General features: G+C 68.7%; 22 protein-coding genes. 15 read left to right on the plus strand and 7 right to left on the minus strand.

What is annotated here, in order from left to right; genetic code table 11:
* Positions 1-162: 162 nt before the first annotated feature.
* Together ACX40P_RS02925 and ACX40P_RS02930 are read left to right on the plus strand one after the other, a co-directional pair.
* Positions 163-3,048, plus strand: coding sequence for a M16 family metallopeptidase (locus tag ACX40P_RS02925; protein WP_459124787.1), 2,886 nt, complete (start codon positions 163-165; stop codon positions 3,046-3,048).
* 11 nt (positions 3,049-3,059) lie between these two features.
* Complete coding sequence (locus tag ACX40P_RS02930; RefSeq protein WP_459124788.1) at positions 3,060-3,362, plus strand: hypothetical protein; 303 nt, start codon at positions 3,060-3,062, stop codon at positions 3,360-3,362.
* Between the two features lie 403 nt (positions 3,363-3,765).
* Here ACX40P_RS02930 and ACX40P_RS02935 read toward each other — a convergent pair whose 3' ends face one another.
* Positions 3,766-5,877, minus strand: coding sequence for an AsmA family protein (locus ACX40P_RS02935; RefSeq protein ID WP_459124789.1), 2,112 nt, complete (start codon positions 5,875-5,877; stop codon positions 3,766-3,768).
* A 157-nt stretch (positions 5,878-6,034) separates the two neighbouring features.
* Between ACX40P_RS02935 and rpmI the strand changes: the two genes are divergently transcribed.
* The 6 genes from rpmI to ACX40P_RS02965 all read left to right on the plus strand — a co-directional run bounded on the left by rpmI (position 6,035) and on the right by ACX40P_RS02965 (position 13,115).
* Positions 6,035-6,238, plus strand: coding sequence for a 50S ribosomal protein L35 (rpmI, locus tag ACX40P_RS02940; RefSeq protein WP_275486851.1), 204 nt, complete (start codon positions 6,035-6,037; stop codon positions 6,236-6,238).
* Positions 6,239-6,252: 14 nt separating this feature from the next.
* Positions 6,253-6,618 carry a 50S ribosomal protein L20 gene (gene rplT, locus ACX40P_RS02945; protein WP_459124790.1) on the plus strand — a complete coding sequence of 122 codons (366 nt, stop codon included), beginning with the start codon at positions 6,253-6,255 and terminating at the stop codon, positions 6,616-6,618.
* A gap of 197 nt (positions 6,619-6,815) precedes the next feature.
* Entirely contained in the window at positions 6,816-7,931 is a 1,116-nt protein-coding gene (gene pheS, locus ACX40P_RS02950; protein WP_459125222.1) for a phenylalanine--tRNA ligase subunit alpha, read from the plus strand.
* Entirely contained in the window at positions 7,928-10,297 is a 2,370-nt protein-coding gene (gene pheT, locus ACX40P_RS02955) for a phenylalanine--tRNA ligase subunit beta (RefSeq protein ID WP_459124791.1), read from the plus strand. Before pheS ends, pheT begins: the two co-directional genes overlap by 4 nt.
* Before the next feature lie 349 nt (positions 10,298-10,646).
* Entirely contained in the window at positions 10,647-11,507 is an 861-nt protein-coding gene (locus ACX40P_RS02960; protein WP_459124792.1) for an aldose 1-epimerase family protein, read from the plus strand.
* Between the two features lie 132 nt (positions 11,508-11,639).
* Complete coding sequence (locus ACX40P_RS02965; RefSeq protein ID WP_459124793.1) at positions 11,640-13,115, plus strand: peptide chain release factor 3; 1,476 nt, start codon at positions 11,640-11,642, stop codon at positions 13,113-13,115.
* A 136-nt stretch (positions 13,116-13,251) separates the two neighbouring features.
* Here the strand turns inward: ACX40P_RS02965 and ACX40P_RS02970 are convergent, their stop codons facing one another.
* Positions 13,252-14,511: a spinster family MFS transporter gene (locus tag ACX40P_RS02970; protein WP_459124794.1), complete on the minus strand. Its 1,260-nt coding sequence runs from the start codon at positions 14,509-14,511 to the stop codon at positions 13,252-13,254.
* Between the two features lie 91 nt (positions 14,512-14,602).
* A complete protein-coding gene (locus ACX40P_RS02975; protein WP_459124795.1) occupies positions 14,603-16,960 on the minus strand; it encodes a TonB-dependent receptor in 2,358 nt (785 codons plus the stop codon).
* A gap of 104 nt (positions 16,961-17,064) precedes the next feature.
* Between ACX40P_RS02975 and ACX40P_RS02980 the strand changes: the two genes are divergently transcribed.
* Positions 17,065-17,700, plus strand: coding sequence for a TetR/AcrR family transcriptional regulator (locus ACX40P_RS02980; protein ID WP_459124796.1), 636 nt, complete (start codon positions 17,065-17,067; stop codon positions 17,698-17,700).
* Positions 17,701-17,894: 194 nt separating this feature from the next.
* Here ACX40P_RS02980 and ACX40P_RS02985 read toward each other — a convergent pair whose 3' ends face one another.
* Positions 17,895-18,449, minus strand: a complete 555-nt coding sequence (locus tag ACX40P_RS02985; protein ID WP_459124797.1) for a hypothetical protein — start codon at positions 18,447-18,449, stop codon at positions 17,895-17,897.
* A gap of 90 nt (positions 18,450-18,539) precedes the next feature.
* Between ACX40P_RS02985 and ACX40P_RS02990 the strand changes: the two genes are divergently transcribed.
* Complete coding sequence (locus ACX40P_RS02990) at positions 18,540-19,601, plus strand: winged helix-turn-helix domain-containing protein (RefSeq protein WP_459124798.1); 1,062 nt, start codon at positions 18,540-18,542, stop codon at positions 19,599-19,601.
* A 60-nt stretch (positions 19,602-19,661) separates the two neighbouring features.
* On the opposite strand, the gene ACX40P_RS02995 is transcribed toward ACX40P_RS02990, so the two are convergent.
* The 3 genes from ACX40P_RS02995 to ACX40P_RS03005 are packed head-to-tail and all read right to left on the minus strand — an operon-like array spanning position 19,662 to position 21,300.
* Entirely contained in the window at positions 19,662-20,249 is a 588-nt protein-coding gene (locus ACX40P_RS02995; protein WP_459124799.1) for a hypothetical protein, read from the minus strand.
* The gene (locus ACX40P_RS03000; protein WP_459124800.1) at positions 20,246-20,785 is read right to left on the minus strand and encodes a YceD family protein; all 540 of its coding nucleotides are present in this window, start codon (positions 20,783-20,785) and stop codon (positions 20,246-20,248) included. Before ACX40P_RS03000 ends, ACX40P_RS02995 begins: the two co-directional genes overlap by 4 nt.
* Positions 20,782-21,300: a ubiquinol-cytochrome C chaperone family protein gene (locus tag ACX40P_RS03005; RefSeq protein WP_459124801.1), complete on the minus strand. Its 519-nt coding sequence runs from the start codon at positions 21,298-21,300 to the stop codon at positions 20,782-20,784. Before ACX40P_RS03005 ends, ACX40P_RS03000 begins: the two co-directional genes overlap by 4 nt.
* 134 nt (positions 21,301-21,434) lie before the next feature.
* Here ACX40P_RS03005 and ACX40P_RS03010 point away from each other — a divergent pair, with 134 nt between their 5' ends.
* The 5 genes from ACX40P_RS03010 to ACX40P_RS03030 all read left to right on the plus strand — a co-directional run bounded on the left by ACX40P_RS03010 (position 21,435) and on the right by ACX40P_RS03030 (position 26,375).
* A complete protein-coding gene (locus ACX40P_RS03010; protein ID WP_459124802.1) occupies positions 21,435-21,902 on the plus strand; it encodes an outer membrane protein assembly factor BamE in 468 nt (155 codons plus the stop codon).
* A gap of 412 nt (positions 21,903-22,314) precedes the next feature.
* Positions 22,315-23,673 carry a glycosyl transferase family protein gene (locus tag ACX40P_RS03015; RefSeq protein ID WP_459124803.1) on the plus strand — a complete coding sequence of 453 codons (1,359 nt, stop codon included), beginning with the start codon at positions 22,315-22,317 and terminating at the stop codon, positions 23,671-23,673.
* Complete coding sequence (locus tag ACX40P_RS03020) at positions 23,670-24,671, plus strand: hypothetical protein (RefSeq protein ID WP_459124804.1); 1,002 nt, start codon at positions 23,670-23,672, stop codon at positions 24,669-24,671. The genes ACX40P_RS03015 and ACX40P_RS03020 overlap by 4 nt, the downstream gene beginning before the upstream one ends.
* A 43-nt stretch (positions 24,672-24,714) precedes the next feature.
* Positions 24,715-25,629 carry a sulfite exporter TauE/SafE family protein gene (locus ACX40P_RS03025; protein ID WP_459124805.1) on the plus strand — a complete coding sequence of 305 codons (915 nt, stop codon included), beginning with the start codon at positions 24,715-24,717 and terminating at the stop codon, positions 25,627-25,629.
* A complete protein-coding gene (locus ACX40P_RS03030) occupies positions 25,626-26,375 on the plus strand; it encodes a TIGR02186 family protein (protein WP_459124806.1) in 750 nt (249 codons plus the stop codon). Before ACX40P_RS03025 ends, ACX40P_RS03030 begins: the two co-directional genes overlap by 4 nt.
* Positions 26,376-26,385 lie beyond the last annotated feature (10 nt).

Raw genomic sequence — 26,385 nt, forward strand, 5'->3', positions numbered from 1 at the left:
TGTGGTCCCCCGGTATGCGATCAGATGGCGCCGGTGTGCCGCCAAAGATGCTACAAGCGCAAGGCGCGCCATTGCGAACTGCACCCCCGCCGCTTGCATGCGACCGCCCGAGAGGTTTACGCGATCGGTCGTCCCATCTGCGACATGAAAGACCGAGCGTCCATGATCCGTACCGCCCTTCGCTTCGCCGCCACCTCTTCGCTGATCGCGCTCGCCGCGCCCGCGCTGGCGCAGGCACCCGCCACGACCGCGCAGGGCCCGTCGCTGCAGAGCCTCGTGTCGCAGGTGAACATTCCGTACGAGAGCTTCACCCTGCCCAACGGCCTGCGCGTGATCGTGCATACCGATCGCAAGGCGCCGGTCGTCGCGGCCTCGATCTGGTATCACATCGGGTCGAAGAACGAGCCGAAGGGCAAGACCGGCTTCGCGCATCTGTTCGAGCACATGATGTTCTACGGGTCGGAGAATGCGCCGGGCGCGTATTTCGGCCGGCTGGAGGAAATCGGCGCGACCGACTGGAACGGCACCACGTGGTTCGACCGCACCAATTATTTCCAGACCGTGCCGACCGGCGCGCTCGACCGCATCCTGTTCCTCGAAAGCGACCGGATGGGCCACCTGCTCGGTGCGGTGACGCAGGAGAAGCTCGATAACCAGCGCGGCGTCGTCCAGAACGAGAAGCGCATGGGCGAGAACGAGCCCGGCGGCCTGGTCGAATATGCCGAGCTGGCCGCACTGCTGCCCGAGGGGCATCCGTATCGCCACTCGACGATCGGTTCGATGGCCGATCTGAACGCCGCCAGCCTGAACGACGTGAAGACGTGGTTCAAGGATCACTACGGCCCGAACAACGCCGTGCTGGTGCTGGCGGGCGACATCGACCTCGCCACCGCGAAGACCAAGGTCGCGAAGTATTTCGGCGACATCCCGCGCGGGCCGGAGACGCCGCGCCCGAACGTGCCGGTGCCGACGCTCGCCGCCCCGGTCGAAAAGGTGATGAAGGATCGCGTCGCCCAGACCCGCCTGTCGCGCCAGTGGACCGCGCCGGGCGCGGTCAGCCAGGACAGCAACCTGGTCGACCTCGCACTCGACATCATCGGCGGGCTCGGCAGCTCGCGCATGTACGACGCGCTGGTCCGCAAGGAGCAGCTGGCGGTCGGCGTGTCGGCGGGCCTGCAGGTGCAGGAGAACCTGTCCTTCGCCGACATCCAGGCGCGCGTGAAGCCGGGTGCCGATCCCGCGCTGGTCGGTCGCCGCATGGACGAGATCATCGCGCAGTTCCTGAAGGACGGCCCGACCGCGGACGAGGTGCGCCGTGCCGCCACCACGGCGCTGTCGGCCCGCGTGAAGGGGCTGGAGCAGGTCGGCGGCTTCGGCGGCAAGGCCGTCGCGCTGGCGGAAGGGGCGGTCTATTCGAACGACCCGGCCGAATATAAGAAGGACCTCCAGACGATCGCGACGGCGACCCCGGCGACCGTGCTGGCGGCCGCGCGCAAGTGGCTGGGCCGTCCGGTGTTCAAGCTGACGCTGGAGCCAGGCGAGCGCTCCGCCGCCGATCTGGCGCTGGCCGGCAGCGACGTCGCCGCCAACGAGGCGCCGGCGGTGAAGGCGCAGGCATCGACGACCCCGCCCGCCACCGCGACGCGGCAGCAGCCGGTGGTCGGTCAGGTCACCGGCCTGACCTTCCCCGCGATCGAGCGCACCACGCTGTCGAACGGCATGAAGGTCGTGTTCGCGAAACGTTCGACGGTGCCGGTGGTTCGCGTCGCCATCGCCTTCGACGCCGGCAATGCCGCCGATGACAAGACGAAGCTCGGCACGCACGCGCTGATGGTGTCGATGCTCGATGAAGGCACGACGACGCGCAGCGCCGCGCAGATCGCGGAGGAGGAAGAGCGGCTGGGCGCCACCATCCAGGCCGCGGGCGGCATGGATTCGACGTCGATCAGCATGTCGGCGCTGAAATCGAACCTGCCGGGCTCGCTCGACCTGTTCACCGACATCGTCCGCAACCCCGCCTTCGCGCCGTCCGAGGTCGAGCGGCTGCGCGCGACGCAGCTCGCCCGCATCTCCAGCGAGATGACGCAGCCGCAGGCGATCGCACTGCGCACGCTGCCGCCGATCATCTACGGCGCGGCGCATCCCTACGGCATCCCCTTCACGGGATCGGGCACGCCCGAGGGGACGAAGGCGGCGACGCGCGACGATCTGGTCGCCTTCCATGCGAAGTGGATCCGTCCCGACAACGGCACGATCTTCGTCGTCGGCGATACCTCGCTCGCCGAGATGAAGCCGCTGCTCGAGGCGCGGCTCGGCAGCTGGCGCGCGCCGACATCGGCGAAGGGCGTGAAGACCTTCGCGGCCCCGGCGGCCGTGACGGGCGAGCGCATCCTGCTGATCGACAAGCCGCAGAGCCCGCAGTCGATGATCATCGCCGGCGAAGTGCTGCCGGTGAAGGGCAGCGAGGATCCGCTGGCGCTGACCACCGCCAACGACGTGATCGGCGGGTCGAGCACCTCGCGCCTCATCACCGACCTGCGCGAGACGAAGGGCTGGGCCTATTACGCCGGCACGTCGATGCAGACGGTGAAGGATCGCATGCCCTTCATGGTCATCGCGCCGGTGCAGACCGACAAGACCGGCCCGGCGATCGCCGCGGCGCGAACCGACCTGTCGGGCTGGCTGGGTGCGCAGGGCACGACCGCGGACGAGGCGGGCCGCGCGATCCGCAGCTCGATCCTGTCGCTGCCGGGCAGCTTCGAGACCGGCAGCGACCTGATGGGCGCGCTGATGCGAATCGAGCAGTTCGGGCGGCCGGACGATTACTACACGACGCTGCCCGCCCGTTATCAGGCGATGACGCCCGCGACGATGGATGCCGCCGCCCGCAAGGCGATCGATCCGTCGAAGCTGACGTGGATTGTCGTCGGCGACGCGAAGACCGTGAAGCCGCAGCTTGACTCGCTCGGCATCCCTGTCGAGGTGGTCGGCGGCGCCCCCGCGGCCCCGGCAACCCCCGCCGCGGCCCCGGTTCCGGCAGCGAAGTAAGGAGAGAGCATATGGCCGATTTCGACGGCACCTGGGACACCGTGACCCGCTCGCCGATGGGCGACCAGAAGGCGACGCTGACGATCCGCTCTGACGGCGATAGCTTCACCGGCGAATATGCCGGCGCGATGGGTACGACCGAGGTCAAGAACGGCAAGATCGAGGGCGGCAAGGCGACCTGGTCGCTCGACATCACCATCCCGATGCCGATGACGCTGACCGCCGAAGCCACCGTCGACGGCGACACCCTGGATGGTCAGGTGACGGCGGGCGCCTTCGGCAGCTTCCCGATGACGGGGACGCGCGCGGCCTGATTGGTTGGGCGCGGGCGCGTCCGGCCAGTAGCTAAGGTCATCCCCGCAGAGGCGGGGATAAAGTCTGGCTGGCCGAGGTGAGATCTACCAAGGTCAGCCAGAATGGCTTCCTGCCTGCGCGGGAGTGACGGAAAGTGGCACGCCCCAACCGTCACCCCGGACTTGTTCCGGGGTCCACCGGGCCGCTAGCGCCGAGTTCGAAGCAGAAGCGTCACCGCCTGCAGCACGGTAGACCCCGGAACAAGTCCGGGGTGACGATGCTGATGGGAACGGCGCCACTACCACCGGCGTGCTCCCGCGAAGGCGGGAGCCCAGAGTCGCAAGCGCTGGCGTCCGTAACCCTGGGCTCCCGCCTCTGCGGGAGCACGCTGATTGGCAAACGGGGCGGACAACAACGCCCCCCTCAAAAGATCCCTAGAAACTTCTTTCGCTGCTCGCGCCGCTCGCCCTTGCTGCGCGATCCGTCCTCCGACGTCGCCGTCGTACCGCGTCCTACGTCGTCGCGCGGCTTCCCGTCACGCGTGCGCTGCGCCTTGGCCGATGCGCCCGCCAGCACGGGGCCACAGGCGGCACCCTCCGCATCGCCGACATCGACGAACGCCAGCACGCCCGCCAGCGGCGTCGCGACGAGCGCCAGACCCAGCCCCGCCCCCGCGCGGCTCAGCAGTTCGGGGCTGACGACCGAATAGGCGGGGCTGGCAAACGTGCCGCCGACCGACACCGGCGACTGGCCGGCGAACAGGCTGAACTTCTTCGAATCGGCCCGGAAGGCTAGGTCGATCGTCTCGTTGCGGAAAGAGAAGCCGCCGCGGCCCAGCATCACGTTTTTTCGCGTATCGATCAGGATCGGGTCCGCCGCAGCGACGCCGCGCCGCACGGTGAAGCCGACCAGCCCGCAGTTGATCTGCACCGGCTCCTTCAGCCGCCCCTCGAACATCTTCTGGACGAACGTGCCGAGGTCGAGCTCGCTGAGCTGGATGTTGCGCGTCCAGAAGCTGCCCGCCGGCAGGATGAAGGCGATGCGCCCGCCCGATGTCGCCAGCGTGTCGTGGATCGTGTCGCCGCGCCCGGCCAGCTGGATGCGGCCCTTGATCGTGCCAGACGTCCCCGCCTCCTCGACGCCCCAGCCGGCCAGCAGCCGCCCGAGCGGGGTGGGGGCGAGGCGGATGTCGTAGCGGGCCGCCGTCGGCCGCTGGCGCGTGTCGAACACGATGTCGGACGCGACGTTGCCGCGCGCCATCGCGAAGGTCAGCGGCGACATCTCCAGCCGTCCGCGATCCAGCGTCAGCGTCAGGTCGACGTCGGAGATCGGCACGCTCCGCGACCGGACCGCCGCCACCCGCCACTTCAGCTTCGCGTCGTACGCCTGCATCGACGCGATCGGGAAGGCGGCGTCGGGCAGCAGACGCGCCGGTGCCGCGCCGGTCGCGGCGGCGGCGGCGATCGCACCTTTGGCTGCGACGATATCGGGGTTGTAGCCGATGAACGGCGCGGCATCGACGATATCGAGCCGGCGCGTCGTCAGGTCAGCGGTCATCAACAGGCGCGCGCCGCTGTTGTCCGCGGTGAAGCGTCCAGCCATGTCGCTGTCGCCGAACGTGCCGCGCAGGCCGGTGAAGGCATAGACGTCGCCGGTCTTCGTCATGTTCGCCGACGCGCGATAGTCGCGCGTGTTCGGGATGACGACGCCGATGATGCCGAGCAGGTCGGCGAGGTTGCTGCCCCGCGCGGTGGTGCGCAGCGGCACGCCCTCGATATCGGCGAGGCTCGGCAGCGTGCCATCGACGGTGATCGCGTTGCCCGCCGCCCGCGCCTGCAACGTCAGCCGGTTCTGCCCGCGCGCGGCGGTCTGGTTGGGTGACAGCAGCGCGCCGGCTACCGTGAATGGCGTCGCCCGCGCGACGCCCTTACCGTCGAAGCGCACCGCCTCGCCGATCTTCGCATCGATCGACCGGATCGTGTCAAAGTTCAGGTCGGCCAGCAGCCGTAGCCGCGCATCCTTGTAGCGCAGCGTCGTCCCCGCCAGCGTCGCGCGGTCGATGATCGGGAAGGCGACCGGCTCGCCCTTCGTCTCGCTGAACGTCCAGGTGTTGGTGCGGTGCGCCGGATCCCATTCCAGGTTGATCGCGGCATTCTTCAGGTCGAGGAAATACAGGTGCCGCCGCCCGAAGATCAGCGACAGCGGCGCGATTCGCGCATCCACCGAATCGGCGGCGAACAGGTGCGGCTTCGTCGCATAGGCCGGGTTCGATATCGACATCGCGCCCGCCACGACCTTCAGCTGGAACGGGTCGAAATAGAACTGGAAATCGCCGCCGACCTTCACTTCGCGGTTGGTCAGTCCGCCGACCACGCGCTCGAACGTCGGGCGCAGGAAGCGGCCCTTGGTGACGTACAGGATCGCCCAGGCGAGGACGATCAGTCCGATCAGCGTCGCGAGCACCGAAACGCCCGCGGCGAGCGGACGTTGGATCGGCAGGCGCGGGTGCGTGGGCGGGCTGGTCGTATCGGTCATGGAACGGCTTCAACCGCTGGCCCGCGCGCCTGTTCCGGTTGCATCGCGGCGACCTTTGGTCTAGGGGCCGCGCCTTCCGCGATTTGTTTCGACGAGCCGCCTGGCCAGTGTGGGCTGCCAGGGCTGCTTTGAAATCGCCCGAACGAAAGGACGAAAAATGCCCAAGCTGAAGACCAAGAGCGGGGTCAAGAAGCGGTTCAAGTTTACCGCGACCGGCAAGGTGAAGCACGGCGTCGCCGGCAAGCGCCACCGTTTGATCTCGCATAACGCAAAATACATCCGTCAGAACCGCGGCACCTCCGTGCTCAGCGACGCCGACGTGGCACATGTGCGCCTCTGGGCGCCCTACGGCCTGAAGTAAGGGAGGGCTGAGCAATGGCACGAGTGAAACGTGGCACGACCACGAAGCTGAAGCACAAGCGGATTCTCGATCAGGCGAAGGGCTATAGCGGCCGTCGCAAGAACACGATCCGCATCGCCCGCCAGGCCGTCGAAAAGGCCGGGCAGTACGCCTACCGCGACCGCAAGGTGAAGAAGCGCACGTTCCGCGGCCTGTGGATCCAGCGCATCAACGCCGGCGTCCGCGCCGAGGGCCTGACCTATTCGCAGTTCATGCACGGCCTGAAGCTGGCGGGCATCGAACTGGACCGGAAGGTCCTGGCCGACATCGCGATGCACGAAGGTGAAGCGTTTACCGCCATCATCGCGCAGGCGAAGGCGGCTCTGCCCCAGGCCGCCTGAGCGACCTGACGCGAGCATATGACAAGGGGCGTCGGTGGGTTATCCACCGGCGCCCTTTTTCGTTTTGGAACCGCGACTGGAAATTCAACCTGATCGAGGCGCAGAACCCGGAATGGCTTGACCTCGCCATCCCGCTCGGGTTCGAGCCGATCGCACAGTCCGCCGCAATCGACTCCCCTCGGGGATGACGGAGCAATATCTTGACCGACCTCGACCATCTCCGTTCCGAAACGCTCGACCGCATCGACGCCGCGGCGACGCCCGAAGCGCTCGATGCGGTGCGCGTCGCCGCGCTCGGCAAGGCGGGCAGCGTCACCGGCCTGCTGAAGACGTTGGGCGGCATGTCGCCCGACGAGCGGCAGGCGGCGGGGCCGCGCATCCACGGCCTGCGCGAGGCGGTGACCGCGGCGCTCGCCGCGCGCAAGGACGCATTGGAGAGTGCCGCGCTCGACGCGCGCCTCGCCGCCGAGACGATCGACATGACGCTGCCGGTCGATCTGCCGCCGCCGGGCGCCATTCATCCGGTCAGTCAGGTGATGGACGAACTGGCCGAGATCTTCGCCGATCTGGGCTTCGCGGTCGCCGAAGGACCGGAGCTGGAAACCGACTGGCACAATTTCTCCGCGCTCAACATCCCTGAGACGCATCCCGCGCGGGCGATGCACGATACCTTCTACCTCGCGGGCGAAGGCTCGGCGCCCGACGATCGGACGACCCCCCGCGTCCTGCGCACCCACACTTCGCCCGTGCAGATCCGCGCGATGCTGGCGGCGGGCGGCGACAAGCCCGTCCGCATCATCGCGCCCGGCCGCACCTATCGCAGCGACAGCGACGCCACCCACACGCCGATGTTCCATCAGGTCGAGGGGCTGGTGATCGACAAGGGCATCACGCTCGGCCACCTCAAATGGACGCTGGAGACCTTCCTGAAGGCGTTCTTCGAGCGCGACGACATCGTGCTCCGTCTGCGTCCGAGCTATTTCCCCTTCACCGAACCCTCGGCGGAGGTCGACGTCGGCTACACGCTGGTGAACGGCAAGCGCGTCATCGGCGGCTCCGGCGACGATGCGAACGGCGGCTGGATGGAGGTGCTGGGCAGCGGCATGGTCCACCGCAAGGTGATCGCGGCGGGCGGCTACGACCCTGACCAGTGGCAGGGCTTCGCCTTCGGCTGCGGCATCGACCGGCTCGCGATGCTGAAATACGGCATGGACGACCTGCGCGCCTTCTTCGACGGCGACCTGCGCTGGCTGCGGCATTACGGCTTCGCGGCGCTCGACATTCCCACCCTGTCCGGCGGAGTCGGCGCATGAAGTTCTCGCTCAGCTGGCTGAAGGCGCATCTCGACACGCAGGCGTCGCTCGACGACGTCGTCCTGGCGCTCACCCGCATCGGGCTGGAGGTGGAAGGGGTCGAGAATCCCGCCGCCGCGCTTGCTCCGTTCAAGGTTGCGAAGGTGCTGACCGCCGAGCGCCATCCGCAGGCGGACAAGTTGCAGGTGCTGTCGGTCGATGCCGGCGACGGCCCGATGCAGGTCGTGTGCGGCGCCCCCAATGCGCGCGCCGGATTGGTCGGCGTGTTCGGCCCGCCGGGCGCGTACGTGCCCGGCCTCGACGTCACGCTGAAGATCGCCGCCATCCGCGGCGTCGAATCGCGCGGCATGATGTGCTCGGCGCGCGAGTTGCAGGTCGGCGAGGGGCATGAGGGCATCATCGAGCTGCCCGCCGACGCGCCCGTCGGCACCGCCTATGCCGATTATGCCGGCATCGACGATCCGGTGATCGACGTGAGCATCACGCCCAACCGCCAGGACTGCATGGGCGTCCGCGGCATCGCGCGCGATCTGGCGGCGGCGGGGCTGGGGATGTTGCGGGATCTGGGCGAGGTCTACGGCGACGTTCCGAGTGTGACGGGCGAAGGCCCGGCCCCCGACGTCCGCACCGAAGACCCGGACGGCTGTCCCGCCTTCTACGCGCAGGCCGTCACCGGCGTCGCCAACGGCGCATCGCCCGACTGGATGCAGGCGCGGCTGAAGGCGATCGGGCAGAAGCCGATCTCCGCGCTGGTCGACATCACCAACTATGTCATGTTCGATCTCGGCCGCCCGCTGCATGTCTACGACCGCGCGACGCTGACCGGCCCGCTCGTCGCCCGCAAGGCGCGGGACGGCGAGAGCGTGGTCGCGCTGAACGGCAAGAGCTACGCGCTCGACGCCGGCATGACCGTTATCGCCGACGACGCGCATGTCCACGACATCGGCGGCATCATGGGCGGCGAGGCGTCGAGCGTCTCGGACGCCACCACCGACGTGCTGGTCGAATGCGCGTATTTCGACCCCGAAGCCATCGCCCGCACCGGTCAGAAGCTGCTGCTGACCAGCGACGCGCGTACCCGCTTCGAACGCGGCGTCGATCCCGCCTTCCTCGACGAAGGCTTGGCGATCGCCACCGCGCTGGTCGTCGCGATCTGCGGTGGCACGGCCGGCGGCGTCACCCGCGCCGGCGAACCGCCGCTCGCACCGCGCACGATTCGCTATGATCCGACCCTCGCTGAGACATTGGGCGGGCTGGCGGTCGCCGAGGCCGAGCAGCGTGCGATTCTCGAGCGGCTCGGCTTCGCGGTCGCCGCCGACTGGACCGTCACCGTGCCGACATGGCGCCGCGACGTCGACGGCGCACCCGATCTGGTCGAGGAGGTCATCCGCATCGTCGGGATGGACAACGTGCCATCGGTCCCGCTGCCCCGCACCCCCGGCGTGGCGATACCGACCGCGACGCCCGCGCAGAAGCTGGAGCGGACGCTGCGCCGCACCGCCGCCGCGCGCGGCCTGTCGGAAGCGGTGACGTGGAGCTTCATCTCGCAGGATGAGGCAGCAGCGTTCGGCGGCGGCACCTGGACGCTCGCCAACCCGATCAGCGAGGACATGAAGGTCATGCGCCCGTCGCTGCTGCCGGGGCTGTTGTCCGCGGCCGACCGCAACCTGAAGCGCGGCGCGGGCACCGTGCGCCTGTTCGAGGTCGGCCGCCGCTATCTGGCCGAGGGCGAGCGCGCGACGCTGGGTATCGTGCTGGCCGGCGAGCGCACCCCGCGCAGTTGGGCGGGCGGCAAGGCCACCGCGTTCGATGCGTTCGATGCGAAGGCGCAGGCGCTGGCCCTGCTCGCCGCCGCCGGCGCGCCGGTTGCGAATCTGCAGGTCATGGGGGAGGCTGGAGCGAATTGGCACCCCGGCCAGTCGGGCACGCTCAGGCTCGGGCCGAAGACGGTGCTCGCCGCATTCGGCATGCTCCACCCGACGACGCTGAAGGCGTTCGACCTGTCCGGCCCGGTCGCCGCAGTCGAACTCTATATCGACGCGATCCCGCCGAAGCGCGGCGGCACCGGCTTCATGCGCCCCGCCTATGCGCCGCCCGTCCTGCAACCGGTGACGCGCGACTATGCGTTTCTAGTGCCCGACGCGCTGGCTGCCGGCGATCTGGTCCGCGCAGTGCGCGGCGCGGACAAGGGCCGCATCGTTGACGCGCGCGTGTTCGACCGCTTCGTGAAGGACGGCCAGACCAGCCTCGCGATCGAGGTGACGTTGCAGGCGGAGGGCAAGAGCTTCACCGACGAGGAACTGAAGGCCAGCGCCGACAAGGTGGTCGCAGCGGCGGCGAAGCTGGGCGCGACGTTGCGGGGATAGAACGCGTGCTGGGCTCCCGCGTCGGCGGGAGCCCAGGGTTCCGTGTTCCGCCAGTTGTTGTGCTGCTTGGCCTTGGGTTTCCGCCCGTGCGGGACCACACGCGTAGATGGATTTGTGCGGTGGCTCGGCGCAAGTCGGGTCTCCGCAGCCTGTCCTACACCCCGTTCGTCCGCTATCCCTGAACGCGTCCAACAAAGCTCAACCGATCGGTTGAGCTTTGAGGCCGTTTCACGAGGGAAAGCGCACCTGTTTTTTTCTCAACATTCACGCTCAACACATCGGTTGAGTATCGCTGTCGGCGGGGCGTTGGCGGCGGGTTGCGGGAGCACCGGTTTCGATGAGGCAGGCTATGATTACGATCCGATCCGACGCGCTGACCGCGCAGATCAACCCTCATGGGGCGGAACTGTCGCACCTGCATGACGCCGACGGGCCCGAGTTGATGACCGATGCCGACCCGGCGTACTGGATCGGGCGCGCGCCGATCCTGTTCCCGATCGTCGGCGCGCTGGCGGGCAATCGATACCGGCTCGACGGCCGCGAATACGAACTCCCCAAACATGGCTTCGCGCGCGTCTCGACCTTCGAGGTGGTGGATGCCGGCGAGAGCGAGGCCCGCTTTCGCCTCACCGCCAGCGACGCCACGCGCGCCGCCTATCCGTTCGACTTCGTACTGGAGATCGCCTTCGCGCTCGACGGCGCGACGCTGTCGATCGCGGCGACACTCGCCAATCCGGGCGACCGCGACCTGCCGGCCAGCTTCGGCTTCCACCCCGCCTTTGCCTGGCCACTGCCTTACGGCCGGCCCCGTGCCGACCACCGCATGGTGTTCGACACCGGGGAGCCGGGCGCGATCCTCGCACTCGATGCCGCCGGGTTGATCGCCGGCGAACGACCAAGTCCGGTCGACGGGCGGACGCTGCGCCTGACCGACGATCTGTTCGCTGACGATGCGCTGATCTGGAACCCGATCCAATCGCGCGGGCTTAGCTACGGCGCCGACACCGGCCCGCAGCTGCGCATCGACTGGGACGCTGCCGAACTCGGCATCTGGACGAAGCCCGGCGCGCACTTCGTCTGCGTCGAACCCTGGTGGGGGGAGGCCGATCCGGCCGGCTTCACCGGCGACATCTGGGAGAAGCCCGGCATCCAGCGGCTGGCACCCGGCGAGCGGCGGACGTTCGGGATGTCGGTGACGCTAAAGCCCTGACTTCCCAAAACCGTTCGTGCTGAGTAGCGACTGAGCGAAGTCGAAGGCGCGTATCGAAGCATCTGCTCCAACCCTCCTTCGATACGCCGCCTCGACTTCGCTCGGCGGCTACTCAGGACGAACGGACGTATTTTGACCACCGCCTCCCCCCGCCGCACCTTCGCGATCATCTCGCACCCCGACGCCGGCAAGACGACGCTGACCGAAAAGCTGTTGCTGAAGGGCGGCGCGATCCATCTCGCCGGCGAGGTGAAGGCGCGCGGACAGGCGCGGCGCGCGCGGTCGGACTGGATGAAGATCGAGCAGCAGCGCGGCATCTCCGTCACATCGTCGGTCATGACCTTTGAGCGCAACGGCATCACCTTCAACCTGCTCGACACGCCGGGGCATGAGGATTTCAGCGAGGACACCTATCGCACGCTGACCGCGGTCGATTCGGCGATCATGGTCATCGACGCCGCCCGCGGTATCGAGGCGCAGACGCGCAAACTGTTCGAGGTCTGCCGCCTGCGCAGCGTCCCCATCATCACCTTCGTCAACAAGGTCGATCGCGAAGGCCTGTCGCCGTTCGCGCTGCTCGACGAGATCGCCGACAAGCTGGCGCTCGACGTCGCGCCGATGCTGTGGCCGATCGGGATGGGCGGCCAGTATGAGGGGCTGCACCGCATGGGCGACGACGTGTCCGCGCTGCCGGAGGCGATCCGCGAGGAGGTCGAGCTGGCGCAGGCCGGCTATCCCGAATTCGACGTCACCGCCTATCAGCATGGCGACCTGACCCCGGTGTTCTTCGGCTCGGCGCTGCGCGAATATGGCGTCGATGATCTGATCGAGGCGATCGCCACCCACGCCCCGCCGCCGCATGCGCTGCCCGCCGAACCCGCGCCGGTCGCGCCCGAACATCCCGAGGTTACCGGCTTCGTGTTCAAGGTGCAGGCGAACATGGACCCCAATCACCGCGATCGCATCGCCTTCATGCGGCTGGTGTCGGGCACCTTCAAACGCGGCATGAAGCTGACCCCGACCGGCCACGGCAAGCCGATCGCGATCCACTCGCCGATCCTGTTCTTCGCGCAGCAGCGCGAGCTGGCGGACGAGGCGTTTCCAGGCGACATCATCGGTATCCCCAACCACGGCACGCTGCGGGTCGGCGACACGCTATCCGAACGCGCCGACGTGCGCTTCACTGGCCTGCCGAACTTCGCGCCCGAAATCCTGCGCCGCGTGGTGCTGAAGGACTTCACCAAGACCAAGCAGCTGCGGAAAGCGCTCGACGACATGGCGGAGGAGGGGGTGACCCAGGTCTTCTATCCGGAAATCGGGTCGAACTGGATCATCGGCGTCGTCGGCCAGCTGCAGCTCGACGTGCTGCTCAGCCGGCTGGAGGCGGAGTATAAGGTCGCCGCCGCGCTCGAACCCTCGCCCTACGACACCGCGCGCTGGATCACCGGCGAGCCGGCCGAGGTGAAGGGCTTCGTCGATCTCAACAAGGGCGCGATGGCCAAGGATCGCGACGGCAACCCGGTGTTCCTGGCGAAGAGCGCGTGGGAGGTCGGCTATGTCGCCGATCGCTACCCGAACGTCACCTTCGCCGCGACGCGGGAGCGGTAGGGAGCTGCGTCGTCACAGGGGTTCCGAATCAATCCCCGTTCGCCCTGAGCTTGTCGAAGGGCTGCCCTTCTTCGTGCCGAACGCGCTTGCTTCGGAAGAAGGGCACAAGCTCAGCACGAACGGCGAATGGAACGCCTTAAACATCCTCCACCCAGTCGCGCCGCAGCGGGCGGATCGCCAGCATCATCAGGACCGCCGCCACCGCGTAGAACACCAGGCACCCGACCGCGGCATAGCGCAGCGATTCGATGCCGTAGGTGGACTTCAGCATGTCGGACAGCGTGCCCATCAGCAGCGGGCCGACGCCCAGACCGATCAGGTTGTTGATGAGCAGGAAGCTGCCCGACGCGGTGGCGCGCATGTGGCGCGGCACCAGATGCTGGACCGCGGTGGTCACCGGCCCCAGCCAGAGGATGTTCATCGCATTGGGAATCAGCAGCAGCGGCCACGCGATCACCGGCGATGACGACAACAGGCCGAACGCGAACGCTGGGATTGTTATCAGCCAGGCGATCGTCGGCAGCTTCGCATACCAGCCGCGGTCCGTGCGGCCGAGCCGGTCGGCGAACCAGCCGCCCGCGAACACACCCGCGGTGCCGCCGATCAGCAGGATCGAACCCATGAACTGGCCCGTGGTGATAAGGTCGAAGCCGAAGCTGCGCATCAGCACGGACGGCGTCCACAGCGCGAGGCCATAGCCGCACAGCGAGCTACACCCTGCCGCAAACGCCATCAGCCAGAACGCCGGCTTGCGGGCAAGAATGCCGAAGGTCTGCCCAACCGGCGCGGCGGCCGTGGCGGTGGGCGACTTCGGCAGATCGCGCACGACGTATTTGAAGATCGGCGCCAGCACGATCCCGGCGACGCCCATGACCAGGAACGCGGTGCGCCAGTCGACCCAGGCGGCGATATAGGCGCCAAGCAGCGTTCCGCAGGCCAGCCCGACCGGCACGCCGAGCGAATAGACCGCCAACGCCCGTGCGCGCTTTTCCGGCGGAAAATAATCGGCGATCAGCGCATAGGACGGCGCCACGCCGCCGGCTTCGCCGACGCCGACGCCCAGCCGGAACAGGAACAACTGCCAGTAACCGGTGGCCACGCCGCACAATGCGGTGAAGCCGCTCCAGACCGCCAGCGATCCGGCGATCACGGCACTGCGGCTCGTCCGGTCGGCCAGCATGGCGAGCGGTACGCCCAACACTGAGTAGAGCAGCGCGAACGCCAGACCCCCGACCGCACCGAACTGCGCGTCGGTCAGGCCGAGATCGGCCTTGATGGGCTGCGCGAGGATGCCGAGGATCTGCCGGTCGAGGAAGTTGAACGTATAGACCAGCAGGAGCATCGCCAGCACCACATTGGCGCCCGGACGCCGCCCGCTATCGCCGGTCGTGTTCATACCCACTCTCCTGTTGTCCGACCCTAGACGCGAAGGGCCGGGCACCGCCAGCGGCAATGCCCGGCCCCGACGCCATTCCCCCGCTGGCGTATCAGTATTTAACGGAGATCGTCGCGAACACCTGACGCGGGCTGCCGTAATAGGCGGTCAACACGCCCTCGGTGCCCAGCGTCGGTGCGAAGCCGGGCCGGTTGAAGTTCGGCGACGTCGCGACGCTCGAGAGGACGAAGTCGCCGTTGTCCGGGTTCTGGTTCAGGAAGTTGTAGCCGGCGACGATGTAGCGCTTGTCGGCCAGGTTGCGGCCGTGGACGCCGATGCTGATGTTGTCGGTGATGTCGTAGACGATGTTCGCATCCCACAGCGTATAGGCCGGCTGGTCGAGCAGCGGCGTGCGCAGCTCGAACTGCTGGCTGTCGCTGCGGTACGACACCGTCGTGGACAGGCTCAGGTTCCCGTTCCCGACCGGGCCGGTGTAGGCGAGCGTGCCGCTGGCGGTCCAGTCGGGCGTGTTCTGGAACTTGCGGCGATTGGCGACATCGATACCGCGGCCGTCGATGAACTGCGTGTACTTCGCATCGAGATAGCCCGCCGTGCCCGACAGCGTCACGCGGTCAGTGTCGGAGGCGAGGCCCTTCGCCAGCACCGCGGTCGCCTCCGCCTCGAACCCGTTGATGCGCGCACGGCCGGCGTTGGTGGTGACGCCGATGAAGGTCTGCTGACCGTTCAGCGTCGTCCCGATCGATCCGGGCACCTGCACGTCGCGATATTCGGACCGGAAGCCGGCAAGCGCGAAGTTCAGGCGGCGGTCGAAGATCGACGCCTTGTACCCGACCTCATAGGTGTCGACCGTCTCCGGATCGAAGGCGAGGAAGTCGTAGACCTGCTGCGTGTTGCAAAGGCCGCCGGTCGGCGTACGGCACGCGGTCGTCTGGCCGCGCGGGTCGAAGCCGCCGCCCTTGAACCCCTTGGAATAGCTTGCGTAGAGATTGTGGTCGGGCGTCGGCTTGAAGCTGATCGACGCACGCGGGGTGAAGCGGCTGAACGACGCGTCGCCGCGGAAGTCCGAGGTGGTCGCGAACAGCGCCCCGGCGCCGCCGAAGAACGGCGATCCGCCGCCGAGGAACGTCTGGCGCAGCACGCGCGCCTGACGATCGTCCCAGGTGTAGCGCCCGCCCGCCGAGATGCTGAACTGCGGCGAGAAGTCGTAGGTCGCGTCGCCGAAGATCGCGACCGTGTCGGTGAAGACATCGCCGAACGTCGTTGCGGTGACACCGCCGGGCAGGCGCACGTCGAACACCGTGCGCGCCGATGCGTCGAGATAGTAGAGGCCGAGCAGGCCGGAGAAGCCGCCGGTGTTGACCAGCAGCTGCGCCTCCTGGCTGAACTGCTCGTTGTTGTAGAAGCTCGGCACGTCGACCTGCACCGCCGGCAGCGCGTCGAAGTCGATCGGCGTCGCGGTGTCGTCCTTGCGATAACCGGTGATCGACCGGAACGTCAGCCAGTCGGTCGGGCGCAGCTCGGCGAAGAACGACCCGCCATAGCTTTCCACCCGCTGGCTCGGCGTCAGGAGCGCACCACGGCTGTCATAGACGTCGGTCAGCACCGGCGTGCCGCTGACGAGGCCGGGGATCAGGCGATGCCCGCCCCGCGGCGCCGACTTGTCGAGCGTCCAGTCGCCCGACAGGCGGAAGAAGGCGGAGGTCGACGGCTCATACTGCAGCGTGCCGCGAGCGCCCCACACGTCCTTGTTATAGTTCTCGCGCCCCGTGGTGGTGTTCTCGCCGAAACCGTCGCGGGTCAGGCGGGCGAATGCGCCGCCGATCTTGAACCCGCTGTCGCCCAGCGGCGTGTTGGCCGAGATGACGCCGTCGAGCTGATTGTAGCTGCCGTAGCTCGCACGGGCGTTGAACCCGGCCTCGTTGCCCAGCCGCCGCGTCACGTACTTGATCGCGCCGCCGATCGTGTTGCGGCCATAGAGCGTGCCCTGTGGGCCGCGCAGCACTTCGACCCGTTCGACGTCGTAGATGTCGAGCACCGCCGCCTGCGGCCGGTTCAGGTACACGTCGTCGAGGTAGAGGCCCACGCCCGCCTCGAACCCGCCGACCGGATCCTGCTGGCCGACGCCGCGGATGAAGGCCGACAGCGTGGAGTTGGTGCCGCGCGACACCTCCAGCGTGACGTTCGGCGTGGTCGCGGCGATGTCGGTGACGTCGATCGCGCCCGCGGCCTCCAGCTGCGCGCCGGTGAACGCGGTGACCGCGATCGGCACGTCGCGCAGCGTCTCTTCGCGACGGCGGGCGGTGACGATGATCTCGCCCGGATCCTCGGCCTGCGCGGTCGTTTCCTGCGGATTGGCGACTTCCTGCGCCAGCGCCGGCGTGGCGGCGAGTGCGGCGATGGCCGCGCCGGCCTGAAGCAGCGCGCGTGCGGACGACGTCATGCGGATCATCATTATCCCCTCCTGCTGCACACCCGTCGGATGCGGGTTGTGCGGTGTCGAGAACCGCTTTACTGAAAGTTGAACCAGGTTTCAACTTGGGAATTGGAGGGGGCATGGCGGAAAATCCTGAGCGCGCGCCGGCGCCGCGTGGCGACACGGCGGACAAGGCGCCGCGCACCGATCGCGGGCGCCGCACGCAACAGGCGATCCTCGATGCCGCCGCCGCCGAATTCGGCGAGCGCGGCTTCCACGAGGCCTCGATCAGCGGCATCACCCGCCGCGCCGGCGTTGCGCTCGGCAGTTTCTACACCTGGTTCGATTCGAAGGACGCGGTGTTCCGCGCGCTCGTCGGCCACATGTCCGACCGGGTGCGCGATCACGTCGGCCCGGCGATCCGCGCGGCGAAGGACGGGCTTGCCGCCGAACGCGCCGGCCTTGCCGAATTCATCGGCTTCGTGCGCGCCCACAAGGAGATCTACCGCATCATCGACGAGGCGGAGTTCGTCGATCCCGACAGCTTCCGCCGTCACTACGCCACCACCGCCGACCGCATCCGCACCCGCCTGCAGGCCGCCGCCGCCCGCGACGAGGTCCGCGCCGACGTGGGCGAGGTCCACGCCTGGGCGGTCATGGGGATGAACGTCTTCCTCGGCCTGCGCTATGGCGTGTGGGACGAGGATGTCGGCGCCGATGCCGTGGCTGACACGGTCGCCGACATGCTGGCCAACGGGCTCGCGGCCCGCCGGTAACGATTCCTGCGCCGGATCGTTAGGCCTCCGCTTGTTCCGGTGGTAGAAGCGATTGCGTCAGGAAGGCCCGCTTTATGAAACGTCTCTTGAACCGGCGCTGGGCCGGACCGCTGATGCTCTTCGCGCTGGCGCTGGCCGTCGCCGTGACGGTCACGCAACGCACGGGCTGGAACTTCCCGATGTGAAGTCGGTCCTCACCGACTCTGCGTCGCCGCTCTCCAGTACAGCAGCGCCGACACCGCGAACATCGCGATGAACGCGCCGTGCAGCATAGCCATCCCGATGCCGCTCCCGACCGCCGAGCCGCCGACCGCGATTGCCCCGGCGAGCGCCATCGCCGCCGCCGTCGTCGCCATCGCCCGCGCCATGCCGCGCGGCGCGAACCCTGCCCCGATCGATCCGGCAAACCCGATTGCGAGCACGCCGACGTACAGCAGGTTCATCGGATTTTCCTCGTCACCGATGATCCCGACCGCCAGATTGACCCAAATGAGTAGCAGCGCCGCGATCACCGCTAACACGCTGGCGATGCGATAGGCGGGCAGGCGCGATCGTCGAGCAGCCAGCTCGATCAGCAGCCCGGTGCCGCCGAACAACACGCCTGCGAACACGAAATCCGATGCGGTCCAGTTCACTTCGCTGGTGAACTGCATCGCCACCGCCGGCAGCAGCAGCAAGAGCGCCGCCAGTCCCCAGCCCGCCGTCCGCCACGGGCTCCAGCCAGTCGTACGTAATGCTTCCGTCGTCATCGTCTTGCCTCCATAGCCGTTTGCGTGAGCCGACCCTTGGCGGACGCGCGGGTGAGCGGCATGAGCGGGACATGAGGAATCGCTGAAATCGTGGGTCAGGGCCGTTTCCGCTTCGTCGACTTCGCGCTCGACCGGGCAAACCGCACGCTGACGCGCGGCGGCGTTACGGTGGATTTGAACGCGCGCTATCTCGACGCGCTGCTGCTGCTGGTCGAGGAGGCCGGGCGGCTGGTGTCCAAGGACCGCTTCATGGAGCGCGTCTGGCGCGGCGTACCGGTGACCGACGAAGCGCTGACCCAGTGCATCCGAACCTTGCGCCGCCAGTTGGGTGACGACGCCACCGCGCCGCGCTTCATCGAGACGGTGCCCAAGCACGGCTACCGCTTCGTCGCGCCGGTCGAACTGGTCGATGGCGGCGATGTCCCGGCCGGGTCGCTAGCCTCGCGTCGCCACGCGACATGGCTCGACGCCGGCGCTGGCACACTCGGCGCAGGGGCGGCGGGCGTAGCGGGCGGCATCGTCTATGGATCGGCCGCCGCGTCGGCGCACGCCGGGGCAGGGGGCGCATCGGTGCTGCTGGTGCTGCTGTGGCTGACGATCGCTGCGGCGGTGACGGGCGGGGCGGGGGTCAGCCTCGGCATCGCCGCGGCGCCACGGCCGGTGTGGCGGATCGCCGGCGGCGCGATCGGCGGGCTCGTCGTCGGCGGTTTGGTGAAGCTGCTCGGGCTCGACGCCTTTACCCTGCTGCTCGGACGCGCACCCGGTGACATCGCCGGCGCGTTGGAGGGGCTGGTGCTCGGCGGTGCGGTCGGCGTCGGTGCGTGGCTGGCCGATCGACCCGCATCCTTCGCCCGCCGCGTCGCGCTCGCCGCGCTATCGGGCGCGGCCGGCGCGGTGGCGGTCGCGCTGGCCGGCGGGCGGCTTATGGCGGGCAGCTTGGATACGCTGTCGCGCACCTTTCCCGAATCGCGGCTCGGCATCGGTGCGATCGGCAGGGCGTTCGGGAGCGACGGCTTCGGCACGGTCGCCGCGCTGGTCACGGCCGCGATGGAGGGGGCACTGTTCGGCGGCTGTATCGTCGGCGCGATGGTGCTGGCGCGGCGGGGGCGGGGCGACCCCGAAGGGTCGTTCACTCTCGCCCGTTCGCCCTGAGCGAAGTCGAAGGGCTTGGCTGGACGCAGGTGCTTCGACTTCGCTCAGCACGAACGTAGGTTAAGACTCCGACCCGCCCCCCAGATGGCTCCGCAGCGCCTTCCGTCGATCCGCCCGCGCCAGCGCCAGCGGATCGACCGCCTCCGCCCGCGCGACGATACGCTCCACCTCGCCCAGCAACTCCCCCATCAGCACATGCCGACGAAGCTTGGGCGCCAGCGCCGCCTCATCCAGATAATTGTCGATCAGCTCGGGCACGCGCCGCTCCAGCTTCAGCCGCAGCTCGCCGAAGGTCGAGAACGGATCGATGTCGTCGTTGCGCATCACCAGCGCATCGCGCCGCTGGCGCACCGCAGCGACGCGACCGCGCGTCAGCATGCCCGCGCTTGCCGCCAGCCGGTCCCACGCCGCGGTGGCCGGGGGCGGTGCTGTCGTGGAGGTCGCCGACCCCGTGTTCCACACCGCCAGCACCATCGCCGCGACCAGCGCGATCATGATGGCAATGCGCGGTGCGACGCCAGCCTCTTCGATCAGCAGTGCCGATGCGATCAGCGTGACGGGGATCGCGACGATCGCCCGCTTCGGCCGCACCGACAGCGCGACGATCAGGCTGACCGCCAGGAAGACAATGGCGAACCCTGCGATCATCCGCCCGCGCCGCCGCCCAGCAGGTCCTTGAGGCCCGCCAGCGCGCCCTTGGGCTTCGCCTCCTCCTCGCTCAGCACGCCTGCCGCGCGCAACGCTTCCTCAGCCCCCTTCGACCGCGGATAGGGATCGAGCGCCAGCGCCAGCGTCTCCGCCGCGGCCTCGCCCAGATCGATCGCGCTGCCGGCATAGAACATCGTGTCGAGGTCGCCGGCATCCAGCTCGACCTCCTCGACATTGTCGCCGTCGCCCTCGGGCAGGAAGCGGATCGCGAAATCCTCGTCGATGCTGGCGCTCACCGGATCGCCCGTGGCGATGCAGGCCTGCGTCACCCCCGCCTCCAGCCGCCCGGTGGCGAGCACGCCCGCGGCGTCGCGGCGCAGGGTGTAGCGCGCCTCCAGCCGGTCGAGCGACACCAGCGCGAATCGCTTCGCCAGCGCGGCGCGCTCGGCCGGATCGGCGGTGACGACCGTGTCGACCGATCCCTCGCCCAGCGTATCCAGCCGGCGCGGGCGCGAGAATTCATACGCCTCGGTCATGCCGGCATCCGCCCGGCGGCCAACGCATCCAGCTCGGTCGCGGCCAGATCGCGCTCCAGATCGGTCAAAGATCCCCGGACATGCGAGAGCGCGTCCGGTGCGGGCTGACGATCGCGATACAGGTTGCGGATCAGCACGTCGTCCAGCGTGCCGTCCGCCAGCGCCTCGCGATACGCGCCCAGCCGCCCGCCCAGCATGCTCATCATCCGGCCCATGTGCTTGCCCACCACGACGTCGCCGATGCCGATCTCACGCAGCTGCGGATCCATATCGTCGACGAACCGCTCGGCGAGTGCCACGCCCAGCGCCTCGGCCCCCGGCTCCCGCTCCAGCCGCAGCAGCACCAGCGACAGCACCGCCGCGATCATGTCGAACCGCCCGTCGATGCCATCGTCCACCCCGCCCGCCAGATACCAGTGCGGCGCACGCGCGGTGGCGACCACCGCGTTGTACAGCGCCGCGCCATCGTCCTTGCGGCCGAAGATGCGCTCGATCCAGTTACCCTTGCCCGCCAAAATCGTTCGATTCCCGTAAAACCGGCGCTGCCTTGTCGCCGCCAACCTTCGCGCATATTGAGGCGATCGGGCGCGGTTGCAATTCCCTCGCCGTCCCTGCCGTGAAGTACCCTGCCCGTGATGCGGAGAGTTTAATGCGTCGTACCGCTGCCCTAGTCCTGATCCTCGCGTCGGTATCCGCCGCCGCCTGCACGCCGCTGCGCGGGCACCAGGGCTATATCGTCGACGTCGATCTGGTGAACTCGGTCCAGCCGGGCGTCGACAATCGCCAGACCGTGGCGCAGACGCTGGGCCAGCCCACCGTTGCCGGCCAGTTCGGCGATCGCCAATGGTATTATGTCGCGCGCGACACCCGCAACCTCGCCTTCAACAATCCGCGCCCGTCGAGCCAGATCACCATCCGCGTGAGCTTCGACGCCGCCGGCACGGTCAGCAACATCGACCGCATGGGGCTGGAACAGGTCGTCGCGATCAACCCGTCGAACAAGAAGACGCCGACCTTGGGCCGCGAGCGCGGCTTCTTCTCCGACCTGTTCGGCAACATCGGCACCGTCGGCACGATGGGCGGCGGTGCGGGTGGCGGCGGCAGCGACGGGCCGTAAGCGCGGATATTTTCGGTTGCTTTAGACGCTTCGGTCATTCCCATGACGTGGGATGGCTGACGCTCACCACCTGTCGTCGTTCACCTCGTACCTACGATCATCTTGATGCGCCCGCGATTCGGGCAAATCGGCCGCGCCGCAGTTAAGCGTCGGCGCGGCCGTGTGCCGAAGCACCGGTCCCGAAAGGGGAAAGGACCATTTTGCGCAACGCGCGATCAGGGGAATGGTTCGGGCAACTATTCACGAAAGCGTAACGCGGACAGATATTGGTCGTCGCTCGGCGCCGGATGGTTCCGCCGGCCCCGCCGTTTCGGGGAATCTTCTGGACAGATGCTCTTGTCACAGATCGTAGTATAGGCAAACATTGCTCCGGATTGGGGGCAATCTGGAACCGGGGTGGATCATCGAAGCGGTGGCGATCGCCGCTCGCGAACTGACGATGTTCGCGGGCGTGGGCCTGCTGGTGGGTGGCATCGACGATCTGGTCATTGATATGATCCATGGCGTTCGTGCGATGCGGCGGCGCTGGCGTGGCGAGGTCCGCCGCTCGCTCGCCGACCTTCCGGCGCCGCGTCGACGCTTTGCGATATTCGTGCCGGCCTGGGATGAGTCGGCGGTTATCGGCGCGATGCTGCGGACCACGATGGCGCGACTGTCGGAAGCCGACTTGGCCGTGTTCGCGGGCGCCTATCCTAACGATACGGCCACCATTGCGGCGGTCGAGCGGGTCGCGGCGGAGGACGGGCGTGTCCGCCTGATCGTCGGCAACCGTGCCGGCCCGACCACGAAAGCCGATTGCCTCAACACACTGTGGGCCGCACTGATCGCCGAGGAAGAGCGAGGCCGGCGTTTCGATGCGATCGTGCTCCATGACGCGGAGGACGTCGTCCATGCGGGCGAGTTGCGCCTCTACGACGACGCCCTCGATCGCGCCGATGCGGTGCAACTGCCGGTCGCCCCGCTTGCCCGCCCAGGCGCCCATCTGGTGGGTGGCACCTACCTCGACGAATTCGCCGAATCGCACGGTAAGGCGCTGCTGGTGCGCGAAGCGGTCGGCGCCGGCGTGCCGCTGGCGGGGGTCGGCTGTGCGATCGGCCGGGACGTGATCGACCGGATCGCGGCGCTGCGCGGCGGCCGCCCGTTCGACGCGACCAGCCTGACCGAGGATTACGAACTCGGCCTGACGATCCGCGCGGTCGGCGGGCGCACCACCGTCGCGCTGGTCGATGAGCGTCCCGGCGGGCAACCCGTCGCGGTCCACGCCTATTTCCCGTCAACCCGGGATGCGGCCGTGCGACAGAAGGCGCGCTGGATGATCGGCATTGCGCTCGCCGGCTGGGACCGCACCGGCTGGGGCAGCAGCCACCATCCCGGCGAGTGGTGGATGCGGATGCGCGACCGCCGCGCGCCGCTGGCGATGATCGTGCTGCTGGCGGCGTATGGCGCGCTTTTCCTTTATGCGCTCGCGCTGCTGCTGACGCTGGTGTGGCCCGGTCGGGTGGAGCCGCCGCAGGGCACGCTCGCGCTGTTGCTGGCGGTCAACGGCCTGTTCCTGCTATGGCGGATGGCGATGCGCTTCGCCTTCGTCGCGCAAGGTTACGGCATGGCGGAGGGGTTGCGCGCGATGCCGCGCATGGTCGTCGGCAACATCGTCGCGATGATGGCGGCCCGCCGCGCACTCGTCCGCTACGTCACGATGCTGCGCGGCGCGCCGCCGACCTGGGACAAGACCGACCACGAGTTCCCAATCGAGCCCGAGCGCGCAGCGTGACCGGCGGCGGCCGTCCCATCCGCTTTCTCTCGCTGGTGACGGTCGGCTGGATCGCCGCTCGCGTGTTCGTGCTGTGGCACGACACGGGATCGCTGCCGCAGGCGATCCGGCGCGCCTTGCCGTCCTTCACGGCCCAGGCGGAGTCTCTGCCCGCGATCGCTCTCGCTCCACGCATCGCCCGGACGCCGCCGGTGCATCGCCAACAGCCGATCGCCACACCGATCGTCGCCGAGGTCGTGCTTCTGGCAGCGATCGAGCCCCCAGTCGCGACTTGGCCCATCGCCGATGGGCCAGCAGTGACGCCGACACCGACACCCGTCCTCGCCACGGTTGCGCCCGCGCCCCAGCCGCAGAATAATCCCGCATCGCCCGGCTCGCGGCTGTCGGTCAGCAGTTGGCTGATCGCGCGCGACGGCACTGCGTCCGGCTCTAGCCTTAGCGCGCCGCAGCTCGGCGGTACCCAGGCGGGCGTGCGTGTCGACTATGCGCTCGGCCACAATATCGCGCTGACCGGCCGGCTGGCTTCGCCCGCAGCGGGGACGGGACGGGAGGCGTCGCTCGGCATCGCTTGGCGACCGGCAGGCGGCGCGCTGCGCTTCGTCGCCGAACAGCGCATCGCATTGGACGGCGGTCGCGGCGGGCCGGCGATCGGAGTCAGCGGCGGCGTCTCCGACCTGTCCGTGATCGCCGGCTTCCGCGCGGACGGCTATGCACAGGCCGGCACCATCTTCCGCACCACGCCCGACCATTATGTCGACGCCGCGCTGCGCGCCGCACGCCCGGTCGCACGGATCGGCGGGACTACGATCGACATCGGTGCCGGTGTGTGGGGCGGGGCACAGCGTGGCGTCGCCCGCATCGACGCTGGCCCCAGTCTTGGTGCGCGGGTGCCGGTCGGCCGGAGTACGATCCGCGCATCGCTCGACTGGCGCCAGCGCATCGCCGGCAACGCGCGCCCGGGCTCCGGACCAGCGCTCACGCTCGGCAGCGATTTCTAAGCGCCCCTTTCGTCACACTAGCCAAACCGGCTAGGGACACCGCGTGGACCTCTACCTCCCGATCGCCAACCTGTCGGTGAATGCGCTCGTCATCATCCTGCTGGGCGGGGGAGTCGGCCTGCTGTCCGGCATGTTCGGGGTCGGCGGCGGGTTCCTGACCACGCCGCTGCTGATCGTCTACGGCATCCCGCCAACCGTCGCCGCCGCCTCGGCCGCCAGCCAGGTGACCGGCGCCAGCGTGTCGGGTGCGATCGCGCATTATCGCCGCGACGGCGTCGATGTGCAGATGGGCGTGGTGCTGGTCGCGGGCGGCGTGCTGGGCGCGGTGGCGGGGGCGGGGATCTTCCGCCTGCTGCAGGCCAGCGGCCAGATCGATACCGTCATCGGCATCCTCTACGTCCTGCTGCTCGGTTCGATCGGCGGGTTGATGCTGAAGGAGGCGCTCGCGACGATCGGCGACGCGCGTGCCGGCCGCGCGCCGCGCCCGCGAAAGCGCCGCCATCATCCGATCGTCGCCGCGCTGCCGCTGCGCTATCGCTTCTATCGCTCGGGCCTCTACATCTCGCCGCTCGCGCCGCTGATCCTGGGTTTCCTGGTCGGCATATTGACGGTGCTGCTGGGGGTGGGTGGCGGCTTCGTGCTGGTGCCGGCGATGATCTACCTGCTCGGCATGTCGACCGGCGTCGTCGTCGGCACCTCGCTGTTCCAGATCCTGTTCGTTACCGCCGCCGCGACGATGACCCATGCGCTCACCACGAAGGCGGTCGATATCGTGCTGGCCGCGCTGCTGCTGATCGGATCGGTCGCGGGCGCGCAGGTCGGTGCGCGTCTCGCCAGCCGGATGAAGCCCGAATATCTCCGTCTCGCGCTGGCGGTGATGGTGCTGCTCGTCGCGATCCGCATGTTGCTCGGCCTCGCGTGGCGCCCGGACGAGATCTACACGGTCGAGCTTTCGTGAGGGCGCTCGTCGCGCTCGCCGCCGCGCCGCTGCTGCTCGGCGCCGCCAAGCCGACGCTGGTGCCGGACGTTTCGCAGCGCGATATCGAGATCGCCTATTCCTTCACAGGCGCGGACCTGCTGCTGTTCGGCGCGATCCTATACCCGGATGCCCGCCCGAGCGGCCGCACCGACATCGTCGTCGTGGTGAAGGGGCCGGCGCAGTCGATCCTGGTGCGCGAAAAGGAAAAGGTCGCTGGCATCTGGGTCAACGCCGATCGCACCCGCTATCGCTCCGCCCCCAGCTTCTACGCCATCGCCTCGTCACGCCCCGTCTCCGCAATCGTCGACGAACGCACCCGCGCGATCTACGAACTCGGCCTCTCCAGCCTGCAGCTGTCGCCCGCCAGCGGTGCGGTCGCCGCCGAACAGGCGCGCTTCGACGCAGGGCTTGTCGATCTGATGAAGCGCAACGGTCTCTATTACGAGGATCCGGCGGCGGTCGAGATCACCGACGGCGTGCTCTACCGCGCCCGCGTCTCGATCCCGGCGCGCGTGCCGGTGGGTAAGTTCACCGCGGAAACCTTCCTGATTCAGGACGGTCGCGTGCTCGCCGCGGCGACGCGCGACATCGCGATCCGCAAGGCGGGATTCGAACGCTTCGTCGCCGCCTCTGCCGACCGCGCGTCATTCCTCTACGGGCTGGTCGCGGTTGCCATGTCGGTCGCGTTCGGCTGGGGGGCAGGGGCCGTCGCGCGCCGTTTCTGAACGACAAGCG

It is taken from the genome of Sphingomonas sp. RS2018 (assembly GCF_054489605.1).